The sequence below is a fragment of the Bacillus sp. SRL337 genome, assembly GCF_984799155.1.
On the sequence record NZ_OZ481793.1, the window covers coordinates 2,275,115 to 2,290,179 of the forward strand.

Here is a 15,065-nt window from a genome sequence, read left to right on the forward strand (position 1 = left end):
CCTATTCTACATTTTCTAAATCGTCATCGAGCCAGGTTTTCTGGCCATCAGTCCATTCATCATTCGCATGGATCTTTCCATACATCCGGATACCGGTATATGGTTTATCACCATGGTAGTATTCCACCTGTCCATCAATCCGCTTGCTGTATTTAAGGTTTACACCGTCGTCCCCTATCACATCCTTAACTTCTTGGTTTTGCTGATGCGGAAATAATTCCAAGGTCAGATAATAGTCTTTCTCCCGGATTTTCCTATTTAGAAGAACCGAATAATTTCCCTCAGCATCCGTTACCGCTTCTTGTTCTTCAATGGGGTTATCGAATGGTTTAGATGCGTACACCTTCACAGATAGAACCGTTCCTTCTGGAAGTGTACTGCGTCCCCTTATGATCGCTTTATTCGGGAGGCCGATAAGACTCTGATACTGCTTATTGAAATGGATGATCTTCAAAGTCTGCTTTTCGCTTTCCGATAGATGACTTGAAGATTGGAAAAGAGGTGAATCCTGAAAAAAGCCGGCAGCAAATACGGCAAAGATGAGACAGGCTGCCATCCCCATAAGCCGAGGTGTTATCTTTTTATGGAAATTGAAGGGTGACTTCTTTGTTTTTTTTATATTCTTCAACATTTCTTCCTTCCTCGAAGGATTGATGGTCATTTCATTTAAATAGGACTCCTTATCCAGTTGTCTTAGTTCCCTCTCCATACGCCATGCCTCCTTCCTCAGAATAAATCTTTTTTAAGAGTTCCTTCGCTTTCTTCATTCTGGATTTGATCGTGTTATCTTTTACACCAAGCGAGATGGCCATTTCCCGTATTTTTAAATGATGAAAGTAATGCAGGAACAAGACTTCTCGATATTTCAGAGGCAGCTTCATGATTTTCTCTGTCAAATCCGTGTTTCCGTATGTACCAAAAACAATCTCTTCAGGCGATTCATTCTTCCCCAAGGCGAGCTCGGATATCTTGCTGCTTAATAGCACGTACTTGGCATAAGCACTCTTCCTGTAATCTTTGCATTGATTAATGGCGATTCTGAAGATCCAGGTCTTTAAGCTGGAAGTTCCATTGAATTGGTCAAAATGCCGGTAGCATTTTATAAAGACTTCTTGAACTAAATCTTCAGCAATTTCTTTATTTTTCACATAAGTAAAATTCAACCGGTAGATGTCATCGCTAAACTGCTCATATATGTACTCCAGGAATTCCTCTTGTGTTGAAAAGCACTCTTTCATCCAATCCCCCTCTCCCAAGTCTTTCTATCTATTAGACGACTCAAAAAATTTGATTGTTTATCTTTTTAGAAAACTTTCAATCTATTACTGATTATTGCAGTTTTTGGAAATAAAATCAGCAAGAGAATTAATTATTCAAAAAGTATTGAATTATTATTTCAACTAAATTAGAATGTGTATAACGTAAAATATACAGGAGGTTTTTGTTATGAAACGATTTCCCCAGCCAACCCAAACGGATTCCTTATCTCTAGAGGTAGAATGGTCACCCGTCTGGGAAGTCATTCTTGGCATCTCAGGTTATACATATAAGCAGTTAAGACATACTTTTGAATTGAATGAAAAGTGGTCCACTTCCATTGACACAATACCGAGTTCATTGGTTTCTCTACTGAAAGAAATAGAAGAAACGAATTTCTGGTATGGAATGATCATGCTGCAAAATAAATTTTCCGCACAGAGCGTTCAAGAATTTTTGAAAAAACTGTCGGCACTTTCCCTTTCTGCTTTTTACGACACACTTCTTCCCTATAAAGGCAGGGATTATGAACGAAACCGAACAGAGTTGGCTGCCCATCATGAAAAGCAAGAGTTATTCGATGAATATGCTGCGCTTTTTGAAGGACATGATTACCTAGGAAGTTATGTGCAGATGCTTGGCCGCTATCCCTACCAGGCAATTGTCGACCTTATCAGCAATACGATGGATCGCTGGCACAACTGGGTCAGCCAGCAAGAAGAATGGAAAAAGTGGATGCAGGCCCTGGAATTTGAAGGGAAGCAGCATCGCTCTTTGGATGGTACGAAACCATTGCAGGAAATCGACCGGGTGACTGGCGGTGTCCAATATCTTCCCGAACCTTCCGTCTGGACGGTAAAAATGATTCCTCATGTTTCCTACCGCCCTTGGCTGCTGGAAAACCGGACGTCCGATACGAAGTTGTTTTTTTATCCCATTAAAGATGAATTTTTGACTGAACCGGGTGAACCGTCTGCAGAATTGGTCCGCGGGCATAAAGCCTTGGGAGATGGGCTCCGGCTGAAATTGCTTTATCACCTTTTGAAGGGCCCGTTATCCCTGCAGGATTTAAGCATGCAATTCAACACGTCAAAGACAAGGCTTCATCACCAGCTTTCCCTGTTGAAAGCGGCCAAATTTGTTTCCGTGGAAAAAGGGATCTATTCAGTGAACCCTGTTCAGATTCAGTCGTTTTCTGAGAAGCTGACACAATTTTTGGATGTGAAGGAATGAGGAAGTTTTCAAAGTCCTTCAAAGCTCTTTGGATAGGGGAAATCATATCCGAATTTGGCGGTGCAGCGGGAGGAATCATCAATGGGCTGCTGCTATTCGAGCTGACAGGATCAAAAGAGTGGATGGGTGCACTGTGGCTCGTCTATTTTCTTCCTTCATTAGTCTTACAGGGAGTAAGTGCCCCATTTTTGAATCATGTGATCAAGGAAAAAGTATTGAAAAACATTCAATTGATACGCGCATTCTCTTATTCACTGCCTCTGCTGGGGTATTGGCTCGGCTCCCAATCCGCAGTCATCATGGGATTGATTGTCCTGCAATGCCTTTTGGGGCTGATGCAGCCGATCTATGCAAGTCTATCATTCTCGTTATTACCAGAATTGTGCAGAGACGAGGAGCTGGAGGATGCCAATGGCTTATTGGATGGAACAATCAGACTGATGAGCTTTCTTGCGCCTGGTGTGACCTCCCTCCTGCTTTTGGTCATTCCCCTGCCTTTCATTTACGGCATATCTGCCGCAATGTTCCTGGCCAGCTACTTTGCCCTCTCTCAGATACCCCCTTTGAAGGCGAAAAAGACAGCCGTCTGGACAAAGAAATTTTGGTGGAAGGAAATGCAGGAAGGTTACAGAACGTTTTTTCAATATCCACAGTTAATGCGGCTTACGATTTTAACATCTACTGTACAGTTTGCAGTTGGGGCAACATTGGTGTTAAGTGTGCCTTTTATAAGAGGTGTCCTTAATGGGCAGTCATGGGAATACGCGATTTTTTCTGGAGCCTTTCCCGTCGGTTACGCTCTAGGCATGCTTTTGCTTGTGAAACTACCAAAGAATGCTCATACCATGTATCTTGGATTGGTTGGCGGCGGCCTTTCATTTGTGCTTCTGTTCTTTGTCCAATCCATCCCTCTTGCCTGGCTTTGTGAATTGATTGGCGGGGTTCTGTTCCCTTTTTTTAACGCCCAGAATTCAGCGATTTTCCAGCGGGAAGCACCGAGAGACCGGCTCACCCAGTTAACTGCTGTGAGACTGCTGTTCATCAGGGTCACCATGCCTCTGGGTATCCTGTTCGCTTCTTCTTCGTTACTGCCGCTCACGACCCGCGACACATATTTGCTGATCGGCTTTGTGATTGCATTGCCTGGATTGTATTATTTGGTTACTTCATACACTCGTCCCCGGGAACAGTTGAAGAAGGCTGGTTAACGGAATCCCTTCGTTTTTTTAAAATCTAGTAACGATGCTATTGATGAGGTGGATCCGCCTTCCTTTTCATTTGACAGATTCGTATCCATAAGAGAAACGCACTATCTAATGAAAGGGGGGAACTAATTGAGGGGAGGGTTTAAATGGAATGGAGTGATAATATTGATGGCTGTGTATGAAACATTGATCAGAAATCTCAAGGCACAAAGCCAAAACTTGAACTATTTTCAAGAGCTCAATTGCAGGCATAGCACCAACTCAATTCCGTTGCAGTTGAAAAAATAGTGTCCTGCGATTCATGTGAATGTAAGTGGTTACGTTTTTGATTCGAAAAATTTATGGCCTATCTCTCTGTTTGAAAAAATTCGATAGTATAAGCAAAATGATTCCCGCGAGAATAGACGGTATAGAAATAGTAGAAAAGAATTCAGGTCCATCTTTAATATTTCCTGCCGATGAATTGAACATAAAACCTAAAATAAACAGGAATAATCCAAGCCCAAAAATGACTTTCCCAAACGTGGTATGATGGTTCAACGTAATTACTCCTCTCAATTGGTTTTAGTGTATTCGTGGCCTGAGTTATATCGGTTCGTTTCAGGGTTGGTTGGGTTGGGTAGCAGATCGATGAGGCAGGATCTTGGTGATTAGAATTTATTAAGTTTTATGCGCCGATGAGTTCGGGGATTTTCGGTGGTGCTGGCCTAATTAGGGCTTAAATGGGCCGGTGAGATCCTGAGTTTTGCTCGAAATTAGCCCAATTAGAGCATAAATGGGCCGGTGAGTTCCGGGATTCTCGATGGTGCTGGCCCATTAGGGGCTTAAATGGGCCGGTGAGATGCTGGATTCTGCTCGAAATTAGCCCAATTAGAGCTTAAATGGGCCGGTGAGTCCCGGGATTCTTGGTGGTGCTGGCCTAATTAGGGCTTAAACGGGCCGGTGTGCTGCTGGATTGTGCTCGAAAATGGCCCAATTAAAGCATAAATGCGCCGGTGAGTTCCGGGATTCTCGTTGGTGCTGTCCCAAATTTAAAATGCATATAGAAGCACATTGATTGCTGCAAGGCCGTATGCCGTTTGAATCAGCTATATGCATATTTTTCCTTTTTCTTTGTTGTTTAATTTTGACAAGTTGACGAATAAAGAGTGAAGAACTTATCACCAACAGAAGAATGGCTAGAGCCCTCACCGTCCCTACTTTGATCAATGGAATGGACTGATATCAAGCCAGGAAGTATTGACTTCCGAGGAGTATGACGCTAAAAATTCGGTTCCTTCAAGGTTTCAATGTTTTTAAACGCCCGGTAGGCCACTTCCTGGACAACATCCAATGCATCGTCTTCATTTTTGACATAAAGATAGGCCATACGATAAAGATCCTCTTCATAGCGCTGGAAAAGTTTTAGGAACGCCTTGCCATCACCTTTTTGCGCTTTCTTCACTAATTTAATGATGTCTTTCACCCCGCTTTTTGAATCATTCATTCATTAGACAATGCTAACGAGGATTTAGCTTTAAAACTTTTAAAAAAAATCAGAGATTGAGTAAATCCCTGATTATCTATGTATCTTCAGTTGGAATTTTCAGTTGTTTGGTTTTGTAGGAGCATCTTATCTGCCTGTTTGATATTTTTCTTTAAATAAATCGGCAGATCTTCATGCTCACTAATTTCCAAAGCCGTCAACCAAACGACCTCATCCACTTCTTCACTGCTTTTAGGATAAGGTTCTCCTGAAAGCCATTCACATAGAAATACAATGTCGACTACATTTATCCCTTTATCCGTTACAAATGATGAACTGTTTACATATTCAAGTCCTGTCACCTGGGAGCCAACTTCTTCTATGATTTCCCGGCGCAAGGTTCTTTCCAAAATATCCGAGGAATCCCCCTCCAGGTCACACTTTCCTCCGACAAGGGAAAGACATCCTGCAGCGTGCTCTTCCCTTTCGCTTCTCCGAATCAATAGCCATTCACCACAACGATGTATCGCCGATTCAACATTTACGATAAACATTCTCCTGCCTCATTTCCTTACAGTTGTCGATTAGAGCATCAATACCTAAAAGAAAGCCGTTGAAATTGAATTTGTCTCTTGTTAAAGTAGCTTTCCAAACACCTATGAAGATTTTTGTTTGAAAATTTGTTACTGAACCTTTCACAAAGGACTCTCTATTTTTTTGATGATCTCTAATTTATTTTCTTCTATCGGCACCATGAACAGGGCCAGCTTCCTGGGGTTAAATCAATCCATTTTTACCATTTCCGAGCATTGCTTAATCGGAGCTCCCCCATTTGCTTTCTCTAGAAAAAGATGGTGTCGTTCCTCATACTGGCTGATTTTCACCGATTTTCCTTTTGGAATAATGGTCTTCCTTTTTTTACTGACAGCGAATTTTTCGTTTTCTCCCTTTTCGACGTTCCGCCTGGTGAATCTCAGATAGGATAATCTTTCCTCTTCATCAGGAGTATACCTTTATCATGATTGAAAACGCTCGTGAAACAGCCTTCCGTTTTGTCTCTGGGAGGGGTTACGGTTATTCTGAAATGGTCAATCATTTTCTTTTATAATCCCAGTTTCAACATAACTGACTTCCCCTGTATGGGCATTGATTTTTTCAATGTGTCCGCTTGCTGCAGGAAAATCGACCAGATAAGCAAGTGTATAGAGGCTGGGGGTATCCATGGCTTTTACACAGCGGACCAATTTCATTTCTATTTCGCTGAAGAATAGTTCTTCTGCTTCCTTTGTTGTTACGACGGGCTTCAAATCCAGCTTTTCCAGGCAGGCTGTTTGTTCAGGGGTCAGACGTGTGAGGGAGCACTCCCTGATGATGCCGGTGTATAGTCCGACATGCACGTGCCCTTCACGTCCTTCGATCCGGTATCCAGCATGCTCCCTGAAGAAGGTGAACATTTGAGTGGGCTCGAAATCGAAGAAAACGTCTTCTTCATCATGATCTTCTTCCACTAGCTCTTCATCATATAACGGTTCATTGTCGTAGGTCAGCACTGGTTTTTCCAATACATATTTATCATGTATATCGCCTTCTGCCAGTTCCATGTATTCCACTGCAAGATCCTTCAATTGGTGTATACTCAGTGGGGCATCGTCTTCAATCCTCTCAAAAGACACATTGGAATAGCTGAAATGACCCGATGCATCGGAGAATAGAGAGATAACAGGCTCTTCCTCTTCTGTATCTGCATGGTGATCTATCCAAATGAGGGATCCCTCTTCACCTGTTTTTTTTACCAAATTTCCGTTCCCTGCAAGCATCTCTTCCATGGTTTTGGATGGTGTTACTTTCTGGATTTTTTCTACAGAAAGGTCCTCCGCATCCATAAATTCAGTAACTGTATCTATTTTTCCATCCCTTCCGACTCCCATGATGTCGGGATTGGAACAGTAAATCAATTCAACAGGAGGAGCTGAATCTGCTTCTTCCAAATGTGGGACATGCAGTGAAAGCTGGACATAATCCGCCTTTCTTATAATCTGTTTAGCTTCTTCACTCGAAACAGAGATGTCCGGATACTCCAACTCATAGTCCTCCTGGCCAATGTTGGCTGATTTCAAGATTCCTTCCCTTGTAAAATAAAGGGTGCATCCTGTATGAGGAATAGGGAGGCCAAGTTCTGGATCACGCTCTTCATACATCACCATGAAATGATCTTCACTCCATTCATTCAACATGCTGAAGTGAACGTCCCGGTCAATAAACGAATCCACAAACAATTGGGCTGTCTCCACTATTTTCTCTTTATTTGGCGGGGCAGCGAAACGACATGGTTCTTCATCTTCTTCTCTTTCGATCTCAAAGCCAATGAATCTTTCTTCATCCATATTGATATATCCATACACTTGTCCGGTCTCAATATCAACAATCTCATGGACAAACTCTTCTTCCACAATTTGAATGGGGGATTCCCCTGCCATAAATGGCTGCAGCTTCTTTGCCAAATCTTCCATCTCGCAAACTCCTATTCTCTTATTTCTCTATTTGTCCAGTTCCAGAGTGAAACCTCATCTACTTCCAATTCAGTTATCCAGCGTTCATCCTTTAGCTTTACTATTTCTTTGCTCGGCCCGGTAATAACAGCTCCATAATGCTTAAAACCTTCTTGTTTTAAAAAGTCGATCCGGTTGGAAAGGTCAAGTTTGTGAAAGACCATTTTATTCGCTTTGCTTTCATGCTGTTCTAAAAAAGACAACGTTTTGAAAAATTGCTTGTGCAATACCTCTTGATCTCCTTCTTCATACTCCGGAGACTCAGATCCTTCAGAAACTACCTTTCCGCCAAACCAACCGCCATCCTCCACCTTTCTATCTGTGACAATGAAATCGTCATCGTGCCAAATAGGAAAGCTCGGAAAACCAATCGGTTCAAAAATAACCCCCTCTGAAGGCCCTGATTTTTCAATCCCGGTATCGACAGCCAGCCAGAGTAAATCCATATTCCTCCCCTCAAAGGAATCAAATACTTCCTTCGTTTCCATTAGCTTTGAAAAAGAAACATAAGCAGAAACAACCGTACCTTCTGAAAGATCCTCCAGTTGATTCCAGTCGGACATCTCCCTGGAACCTCTTCCTGGATAAACAAACGCAGGCTGGTCTGTAGAAACGCTTCCATAGTGCTGTTCGTCTGGTATCCCCATCAACGAAAACAGAAAGTCCACTTTCATCTCACCTACATTAACTTGTTCGTCTCCTACCCTTTTGTTCAAGTCCCTGGAAGCTTCCATGCCAAAATAGGTTTTCCCATTGGAACTTGTCCCCCCAATATAGCCATAGGGATTCGTCACTGTCAGTGTTTGGTCGATGACCGAACTGTACACTTCCATCCTGTCGGGCTCTCCCCAAGAATAATAAATCCCGGTGAAAATACCGGAAACTATCGTAAAAGCCAGAAACAACCCGAGTGCGGTTACTGCTGTCTGAAGCCTGGCTTTCCATCTGCACCATCTCCCTATTGTCTTTGGCTTCTTCACTTTAGCTGTGCTTTTATTTCTTCGATCCTCTTTCTCGTTTTTCTGTAAAAATTTCTGGTAGCGTTCCAACTTGGCTAATTCCTGCTCAAACGCATCCAGTTCTTCTCCGGATAATTCTCCTCTTTCATACGAATCCAATTTCCGTTTGAATTCATCTCCCATTAACTCTCACCCTCCTCTATTTTTTCGCCTGCCTGCCCCAAAAAATATTCAGCTTACTAGCCATGATGTCTTCAAGATCATCTTCCATTTATGTATTGTTTATGAACTAGTATCCTCTTAGATGTAAAAACTTAATTAGCATTAGATACCACGACAGGATATATCGGTTCCCAATTAAATGTTAACGAAAAAGGCATTTGGATATGAGAAAGCAAAACCACTGCATCACCGGAAATTATGGGTAGTGATAATCGTCCGAAAATTCCTTCATTCTCTACCCCCTCATAGATAATACGAACCAGTTTTTAAAAAGTAACAAAAATTTGCAAACTCATTATGCTTGTAAAAACAAAAAACGTTCCGAAGTAAGACTACTGACAGAACGTTTTAAGCTGAACAGAACATTCAGTTGGAATAAAAACTTATTTATTCTAGTATTTAACAACTGTAATGGTAGCACAAGAAATATCCATTATCATTTTGCCCCGAGTAACAAGTTCTCCTCCATCTATTCAGGGGAAGGGGTATTTACGTCCAGGGTTACTTCTTCTTCTTCTTCCTTTTCCAGTTTATCCAGCCAGTCAGGAGGCTGATCTTCCTGGTTTTCATTGTAAACTTCCCCTGCATTTTTTTCTTTCATGAACGATTTCAAATCATGAATGTCGTTGTTATTGCCAACGATATTCCCTAATCCTTGGTTGTGTTTTTTATTGCTCCTGAAATTAGTCGGGAAGTTATTACCGAAATTAACAGCTGAAGCGTCTTCGATCGTTCCTATGTGGATGTCCCCAATGGTGAATTCAGTTGAGGATGGGAGGGCATGTTCGGTTCCTCCCTCATCACCATTCTCAATTGTGTACGGAACCTCTTTCCCATTGATGAGGATAGATAAGTCTTTTTTGCCAGAAGGGGCAGGAGATAAATTCATTGGGGATTTTGCGTTTCGCTTCAGGGAAGTATGGCTCTGGTCAAAGGTATTTCCTATATTCAGTATTCCGCTGAGATCTTTAATATCCACATGATCCAAATGATAGATCAAATTCTCCAAGTTCAATGTTTCGACTTGTTGAATTTGCAGATGGACGTTTTTGTTTTCCTTCAACGTTTCCTCTAACCGTTCCATCCTTTTAGTAAGGTCCTGGATTGCTTTTAAGATTGCAGCTTCTGTTAGTTCCATATACCGTCATCCTCAATAAGAATTAGCACTGACCGCCTGTGGGGCATATGCTATGGAAAACCTTATATTGATCGATAGGAGGAAGATATGAAAATCTCGATCAGCAGCCCCTCTATCCTTTTTAAAAGCCTCGACGTCAAGGCAGTCCATAACAACGCTGGCCTCTTTTTCGGAAGAAATCAGCAGTATGGTTGGCGTTCTGCAGAGATTGACCACTCAGGCTTTGGTATCATTTCCGGTCAAAAGAATTGTGTATATACAAGTACCCATCTTGTTTTAAAAGAAGAACCTGCAAAGCCTATTTTGGAGGAAGTAAATCAGGTTAGCCCTGATTAGAGTCAGTCTTCGCTTTCACAACCAGTGTCTGGTTATTGGCAAGCGTGTTGGAAGAGCCTGCTACAGTACCTGCCCCCTCGTTTTTCTTTGTTTGTTTATCCCAGTTCACCTGAATGTTTCTTCCGTAGTATACTCCGGCCCCATTGGCGATTTTATCAATATGGAGAGATCCGAATTTAATGTTGACCATGTGTGTTCCTCCCTCGAAACGTGTACCCTATACACTATAGATATTATTTTTCTGAAGAAGTATGCCCGTTCAGGGAGCAGTTCTGTAAACATAGATGGCTCGTCCAAATTACATGCCCCCCTGTTTCTGAAAGGGGAGCATTATCAGCTTTGGATAATGGGCTGATTATTAGATTCTTGAACTTGGGTAAAATCGGAATCAACAAAATCATTATCATTGATGATATTCACAATGTTAATCGCTGCATTCTGATATCCGGCTATCGTGCCAAGACCGTTATTTGTCTTTCTATTGACTTGCCAGTTTCTCTGTGTGTTTTCGCCTGAAAAAATACCGGAGTTGGAAGACAGGGAGCTGACCGTAATATTGCTGAATTGAATATTGATGGAGTTCATGAAACGACACTCTTTTCTTATATTTGTGAGGTTGGCTGAGGGTTAATATTTTCCGGCTGGGTAATCGGTGTATCGATCACATCCGGATCATTGATAATATTGGTGCAGCCTAAAACAACTGAATTCACATAGTTTCCGTTCCCATTGTTGAATTTCCCCTGCGCATTCCAGTCAGGCTGGCTGTTTTGGCCAGAACCGATGATGGAATTCGAGGACATACTTAATACGTTGATTTGATTGAACACAACACAAACAGGCATGATTTCTCCCCCAGTCCTTGGGTAGTTACTGTATGTATATGTGTTTTTCACGAGGGTGTGACTGAATCGGTTGCCGGTGGTGGAGTTGAAACCCTTCATCTCAAGACACTTGCGGCTCCGATTCTTCTCGTTCCTGTCCTTGAACCTCGATTTCAAAACACTTTTGATTCCGTTACTACTTAAGCTGGAATTAGCGCCCTCACTAGGAAGCTAAGATCTCTCTGGTTTCTCTTTTTTTGTTGTTCCACCCCCTCCAAGATCCCTATGATAACGCTGATTTCGTATTTACCGGAAGCGACTGCCTCATAGCTGCACTATGACTACATCGATCTCGCTTTTCCTGGAATCGACCCCCTCATAGCGAGCCTATGACCACATCGATTTCCATTTTTCCGGAATCGCCCCCCTCATAGAGCCCCTATGACCACATCGATCTCGCTTTTTCCTGAAATCGACCCCCTCATAGAGCCCCTATGACCACATCGATCTCGCTTTTTCCTGAAATCGCCCCCCTCATAGCGGCCCTATGACTACATCGATCTCGCTTTTCCTGAAATCGATCCCCTCATAACGGCACTATGACTACATCGATCTCGCTTTTTCCGAAAACGCCCCCCTCATAGCGTACCTATGACCACATCGATTTCCATTTCTCCAAAAACGCCCCCCTCATCCTATAACGATCCAACTCCACAACCCACCTATCTCTCAACACAAAAAACAAGAAAAAGAGACAGTCACCTGTCCCCCGATCTCATTGATTAATATTTCTGTTGCAATGTTCAATAATGAACTTTGAGAATCTCATTGATTCTTCGATTTTCTGCACGTTGGATTCATAAGCACTTTTTCCTGTGTTGTTCCGTATATGCAACGCTTCGCTGATAATCTTGTGATACTCACCTGGAAGATTGGATATCCCATACTCCCCAGCATCGGTTTTTGAAATAATATCCTCTTTCTGTACTGTATAATACTGCCGCAACAAACCAAGCACGGTCCATTCTATTTCTTCATCAATCTCTCTTTGTGGCATTTGGACAAGCTCATCAATCGAATCCTCTACTCTCTTGACCCTGCCAGCCCAGTAGGAGTTCATATTTTCCATGACATAGGAGGTGAGTTTCCCAGCATCGGCGTTCAACTGTTTTGCTTTTATATCCGGTCCGAGGATGGTAATTCCTTTATTTTCCAAAATCCACCAGGTGACCGCGTTGAAATGGCTGCCATACCCTATTTTCCCTTCATTGTAATAAGGAAGAAGCTCCCCGCTGTCAGCACGGGATATCCCGAGGTCCTCCCAGGTCAAAAACGCTCCATCCAACTTGGGTTTATATTTGCTTTCTATTAAACTATGTATCTCAGATAAAACATGAACTTCATCCGAAGATAACCGCTCGGTGGTCACAGCCACAAAATCGATATCGCTGGAAAATGGGATATACGCATCCAGGGCAATCGAGCCGTGGAGATAAAATCCCTCAAGACGATCGGGCAGCCTTTCTTTCCAATGATTGATATATTCATTCACAACCTCATGAATCGAGGTATGTAATTGGATCGTTTTCACCCCTGCCTTCAAATCCATTTCACCGTATCCTCTAATGCTTCGTTCCTTACTTCCAGGAAATATTTCTTAAACACGTTTTCCTTCCCGCCATGTTTTTCATACCAATCATTGATCCGTTTCACGTGTGGTTCATCTCCGCGCACGTTCTTCTCAATGTTTTCGTACTCCTCATAGCTGTCATATTCCCAAATCGCAAAAATTTCCGTTGTCCCGTTTTCCCGGTCCTTCATCCAGCGGCCGACTAGGCGAGATCCGTATTTTAACTGATTAGGAAGGTTAATGGTGTTGAACAGCTCATTGAATACCTCTACAAATTCACTTTTTACAATATAAAACTTGCGTCTGTAAAACATGGAATCCCCCCCTTTTCATTTTACAATGTGATTCAACAAGGTATATCCGGCTATCCCTTCTATTGTTTTACTACAAGTTGTGCTGGATGTTCAGGTATATCATTTAATGCTGTGCGTAAAAATTTAGGATATAAGGTCACATTTTCAAGCTCCTGCAAGAGAGTCCATTGATAAATCAACCTTTCGCCTTCCATTCCGAAGAATGGTTCGGAGTTGAATTCCATTGATGCATTCTCTGATTTGACAAGGTAATACAAACCAATTTCATGAATATCTTTTTCATTATACTGAAAGAAGTTTTCCACGAACCACACAAAGCGATCAATTTCCACGTTGACATCCAGTTCCTCGATGAATTCCCGTTTCAGGCTGAGTGCCGACTCCTCTGCAATGGCAACCCTGCCACCAGGAAGAGACCAGCTCTCATCGGTTACGGCCCTATGTAAAAGAACATGCCCGTCCTTAATCCAGATTCCGGCCACACGGTAGTTGAAAATAGCTTTTTCTGTTTTGAATACTACATCCATTTCTTTTCCTCCTAACTCATTACCAATTATTTCAAAAACCAGCCATTGACTCAAGTGATTTTTTTTTTACAAAAAGGATTCGGCCCTTTCTTTTCCTGTAACCATGTCCTTCACTTTGTACTGATTGTTGCTGACTTCTTCTTCTCCAATGATAATGACATTTCGTATGCTCTCCTTATTTGCTTTTTCCAGCAGCTTCCCCAGTTTTTTGCTGCTCATTTCAATGTCGACCTTATATCCTTTGCTTCTTAAGTCATTGGCCGCCAGCAGTCCTTCCTTAAATACTCCGAGCGGTATGACATAATAATCCACATCTGCGTCTGAATTGTTTTCTTTCTTGGATGAACTGACCGCTGTGTAAATGACATCCAGTCCGAATGAAATGCCTGCTGTCGAATAGGTTTTGTCTGACCCTAGAAGTCCCCCGATGGCATTGTCATATCTTCCGCCGCTTCCGATGCTGGACTTGATCGATTGGTCGCTTAGAAAAATTTCATATATGGTGCCTGTATAGATCTCTAAACCTCTCGCCAAAAATGGGTTGAACATACATTGCTGGCTGATTCCCAGGAAATCCAGATAGGACTTCAACTCTTTCCATTCATTCAGGCCCTCTTTGACCTGCTCATTTTGCTCACAAAATGTTTCAAAATAGTCAAAGCTTCTATTGTCTTGATTGGTAAGGAATCCCTCAATCAGCCTTCGTGATGTTTCGGAATTCCCCAGCTCATTGAGTTCCGAAAGAACAGCTTCTATGCCGACCTTTTCGAGTTTATCCAGTACCAAGACAGTTTCATTGATCTTGGTCTTATCAATTCCGAACACAGCAAGCATCCCCGTCAATAATTTCCGGTTGTTATATTGAATGGTGACCTCCAATTGGAGCTTGTTGAATGCATCAAGTGCCATGATCATCAGTTCTGCTTCGGCGATTTGAGAATCGACCCCGACAATATCGACATCACATTGCGTGAACTCCCTGAATCTTCCCGTTTTAATTGGGCCGTCCCTGAACACCTTCCCGATTTCATATCTCTTGAAAGGCATCCTGATCGTTGGATTCATGGCAACCACTTTCGCGAAAGGAATCGTCAGGTCGTACCGCAGTGCCAAAGCTCTTTCTCCCCGGTCTGTTAAGGTGTACATTTCTTCCAGGATTTCTGCCCCTCCTCCATACTTCGAAGACAATAAAGCAGAATAATTCAGTATCGGTGTCTCCAACGGCTTGCAGCCATATTGGATGAACACATCTTCCAGTGTCCTGCGAATATTCCTCCTCACCGTTTCAGCTCCCGGTAAATAATCTTGCGTCCCTTTGACATTTTGATAATCCATTTTTTTCATCTTTTTCTCCTCCAAACTCTTTTTTATAATACAAAAAACCGCACTTGATTTAAGTGAGAAAC

At 42.3% G+C, this 15,065-nt stretch carries 16 protein-coding genes and 1 pseudogene; 3 read left to right on the forward strand and 14 right to left on the reverse strand.

Annotation, left to right across the window (positions count from 1 at the left end; translation table 11 throughout):
• Window position 1: 1 nt before the first annotated feature.
• Together AC4E8A_RS11400 and AC4E8A_RS11405 are read right to left on the reverse strand one after the other, a co-directional pair.
• On the reverse strand, window positions 2–709 hold the full coding sequence (locus tag AC4E8A_RS11400; RefSeq protein WP_490198640.1) for a hypothetical protein: 708 nt from the start codon (window positions 707–709) through the stop codon (window positions 2–4).
• A complete protein-coding gene (locus tag AC4E8A_RS11405; RefSeq protein WP_490198641.1) occupies window positions 681–1,238 on the reverse strand; it encodes a sigma-70 family RNA polymerase sigma factor in 558 nt (185 codons plus the stop codon). The genes AC4E8A_RS11400 and AC4E8A_RS11405 overlap by 29 nt, the downstream gene beginning before the upstream one ends.
• A gap of 208 nt (window positions 1,239–1,446) precedes the next feature.
• Here AC4E8A_RS11405 and AC4E8A_RS11410 point away from each other — a divergent pair, with 208 nt between their 5' ends.
• Window positions 1,447–2,490 (forward strand): ArsR family transcriptional regulator, encoded by a 1,044-nt coding sequence (locus AC4E8A_RS11410; protein WP_490198642.1) that lies wholly within the window; start codon window positions 1,447–1,449, stop codon window positions 2,488–2,490.
• Window positions 2,487–3,698, forward strand: a complete 1,212-nt coding sequence (locus tag AC4E8A_RS11415) for an MFS transporter (protein WP_490198643.1) — start codon at window positions 2,487–2,489, stop codon at window positions 3,696–3,698. Before AC4E8A_RS11410 ends, AC4E8A_RS11415 begins: the two co-directional genes overlap by 4 nt.
• Window positions 3,699–4,959: 1,261 nt before the next feature.
• On the opposite strand, the pseudogene AC4E8A_RS11420 reads toward AC4E8A_RS11415, so the two are convergent.
• The 5 genes and pseudogenes from AC4E8A_RS11420 to AC4E8A_RS11440 all read right to left on the reverse strand — a co-directional run.
• Window positions 4,960–5,181, reverse strand: a pseudogene (locus AC4E8A_RS11420) (sigma factor); the annotation flags it as partial.
• 86 nt (window positions 5,182–5,267) lie between these two features.
• A complete protein-coding gene (locus AC4E8A_RS11425) occupies window positions 5,268–5,714 on the reverse strand; it encodes an NUDIX hydrolase (RefSeq protein ID WP_490198644.1) in 447 nt (148 codons plus the stop codon).
• 534 nt (window positions 5,715–6,248) lie between these two features.
• A complete protein-coding gene (locus AC4E8A_RS11430) occupies window positions 6,249–7,670 on the reverse strand; it encodes a hypothetical protein (protein WP_490198645.1) in 1,422 nt (473 codons plus the stop codon).
• A gap of 11 nt (window positions 7,671–7,681) precedes the next feature.
• Complete coding sequence (locus AC4E8A_RS11435; protein WP_490198647.1) at window positions 7,682–8,851, reverse strand: anti-sigma factor; 1,170 nt, start codon at window positions 8,849–8,851, stop codon at window positions 7,682–7,684.
• Window positions 8,852–9,359: 508 nt separating this feature from the next.
• Window positions 9,360–10,028, reverse strand: coding sequence for a hypothetical protein (locus tag AC4E8A_RS11440; RefSeq protein WP_490198648.1), 669 nt, complete (start codon window positions 10,026–10,028; stop codon window positions 9,360–9,362).
• Between the two features lie 87 nt (window positions 10,029–10,115).
• On the opposite strand from AC4E8A_RS11440, the gene AC4E8A_RS11445 reads away from it, so the two are divergent.
• Window positions 10,116–10,364, forward strand: a complete 249-nt coding sequence (locus AC4E8A_RS11445; RefSeq protein ID WP_490198649.1) for a hypothetical protein — start codon at window positions 10,116–10,118, stop codon at window positions 10,362–10,364.
• On the opposite strand, the gene AC4E8A_RS11450 is transcribed toward AC4E8A_RS11445, so the two are convergent.
• From AC4E8A_RS11450 to AC4E8A_RS11480, 7 genes are all read right to left on the reverse strand, one after another.
• Window positions 10,351–10,554 carry a hypothetical protein gene (locus AC4E8A_RS11450; protein ID WP_490198650.1) on the reverse strand — a complete coding sequence of 68 codons (204 nt, stop codon included), beginning with the start codon at window positions 10,552–10,554 and terminating at the stop codon, window positions 10,351–10,353. The genes AC4E8A_RS11445 and AC4E8A_RS11450 overlap by 14 nt on opposite strands.
• 143 nt (window positions 10,555–10,697) lie before the next feature.
• Window positions 10,698–10,949 (reverse strand): hypothetical protein, encoded by a 252-nt coding sequence (locus tag AC4E8A_RS11455; RefSeq protein WP_490198652.1) that lies wholly within the window; start codon window positions 10,947–10,949, stop codon window positions 10,698–10,700.
• Between the two features lie 17 nt (window positions 10,950–10,966).
• A complete protein-coding gene (locus AC4E8A_RS11460) occupies window positions 10,967–11,209 on the reverse strand; it encodes a hypothetical protein (protein WP_490198653.1) in 243 nt (80 codons plus the stop codon).
• A gap of 754 nt (window positions 11,210–11,963) precedes the next feature.
• Window positions 11,964–12,797 (reverse strand): aminoglycoside adenylyltransferase domain-containing protein, encoded by an 834-nt coding sequence (locus AC4E8A_RS11465; RefSeq protein ID WP_490198654.1) that lies wholly within the window; start codon window positions 12,795–12,797, stop codon window positions 11,964–11,966.
• The gene (locus AC4E8A_RS11470) at window positions 12,788–13,132 is read right to left on the reverse strand and encodes an NIPSNAP family protein (RefSeq protein ID WP_490198655.1); all 345 of its coding nucleotides are present in this window, start codon (window positions 13,130–13,132) and stop codon (window positions 12,788–12,790) included. Before AC4E8A_RS11470 ends, AC4E8A_RS11465 begins: the two co-directional genes overlap by 10 nt.
• Window positions 13,133–13,191: 59 nt before the next feature.
• On the reverse strand, window positions 13,192–13,659 hold the full coding sequence (locus tag AC4E8A_RS11475; RefSeq protein WP_490198656.1) for an NUDIX hydrolase: 468 nt from the start codon (window positions 13,657–13,659) through the stop codon (window positions 13,192–13,194).
• A gap of 66 nt (window positions 13,660–13,725) precedes the next feature.
• Window positions 13,726–15,003: a histidine--tRNA ligase gene (locus AC4E8A_RS11480; protein WP_490198657.1), complete on the reverse strand. Its 1,278-nt coding sequence runs from the start codon at window positions 15,001–15,003 to the stop codon at window positions 13,726–13,728.
• Window positions 15,004–15,065: the final 62 nt, after the last annotated feature.

What these genes read in the sequence shown, in the direction of transcription:
- AC4E8A_RS11480 (WP_490198657.1), bottom strand. Translation starts at nt 15,003, where the DNA reads ATGAAAAAAATGGATTATCAAAATGTCAAAGGGACGCAAGATTATTTA.
- AC4E8A_RS11400 (WP_490198640.1), bottom strand. Translation starts at nt 709, where the DNA reads ATGGAGAGGGAACTAAGACAACTGGATAAGGAGTCCTATTTAAATGAA.
- AC4E8A_RS11450 (WP_490198650.1), bottom strand. Translation starts at nt 10,554, where the DNA reads ATGGTCAACATTAAATTCGGATCTCTCCATATTGATAAAATCGCCAAT.
- AC4E8A_RS11465 (WP_490198654.1), bottom strand. Translation starts at nt 12,797, where the DNA reads ATGGATTTGAAGGCAGGGGTGAAAACGATCCAATTACATACCTCGATT.
- AC4E8A_RS11405 (WP_490198641.1), bottom strand. Translation starts at nt 1,238, where the DNA reads ATGAAAGAGTGCTTTTCAACACAAGAGGAATTCCTGGAGTACATATAT.
- AC4E8A_RS11425 (WP_490198644.1), bottom strand. Translation starts at nt 5,714, where the DNA reads ATGTTTATCGTAAATGTTGAATCGGCGATACATCGTTGTGGTGAATGG.
- AC4E8A_RS11430 (WP_490198645.1), bottom strand. Translation starts at nt 7,670, where the DNA reads ATGGAAGATTTGGCAAAGAAGCTGCAGCCATTTATGGCAGGGGAATCC.
- AC4E8A_RS11415 (WP_490198643.1), top strand. Translation starts at nt 2,487, where the DNA reads ATGAGGAAGTTTTCAAAGTCCTTCAAAGCTCTTTGGATAGGGGAAATC.
- AC4E8A_RS11475 (WP_490198656.1), bottom strand. Translation starts at nt 13,659, where the DNA reads ATGGATGTAGTATTCAAAACAGAAAAAGCTATTTTCAACTACCGTGTG.
- AC4E8A_RS11440 (WP_490198648.1), bottom strand. Translation starts at nt 10,028, where the DNA reads ATGGAACTAACAGAAGCTGCAATCTTAAAAGCAATCCAGGACCTTACT.
- AC4E8A_RS11445 (WP_490198649.1), top strand. Translation starts at nt 10,116, where the DNA reads ATGAAAATCTCGATCAGCAGCCCCTCTATCCTTTTTAAAAGCCTCGAC.
- AC4E8A_RS11455 (WP_490198652.1), bottom strand. Translation starts at nt 10,949, where the DNA reads ATGAACTCCATCAATATTCAATTCAGCAATATTACGGTCAGCTCCCTG.
- AC4E8A_RS11460 (WP_490198653.1), bottom strand. Translation starts at nt 11,209, where the DNA reads ATGCCTGTTTGTGTTGTGTTCAATCAAATCAACGTATTAAGTATGTCC.
- AC4E8A_RS11470 (WP_490198655.1), bottom strand. Translation starts at nt 13,132, where the DNA reads ATGTTTTACAGACGCAAGTTTTATATTGTAAAAAGTGAATTTGTAGAG.
- AC4E8A_RS11435 (WP_490198647.1), bottom strand. Translation starts at nt 8,851, where the DNA reads ATGGGAGATGAATTCAAACGGAAATTGGATTCGTATGAAAGAGGAGAA.
- AC4E8A_RS11410 (WP_490198642.1), top strand. Translation starts at nt 1,447, where the DNA reads ATGAAACGATTTCCCCAGCCAACCCAAACGGATTCCTTATCTCTAGAG.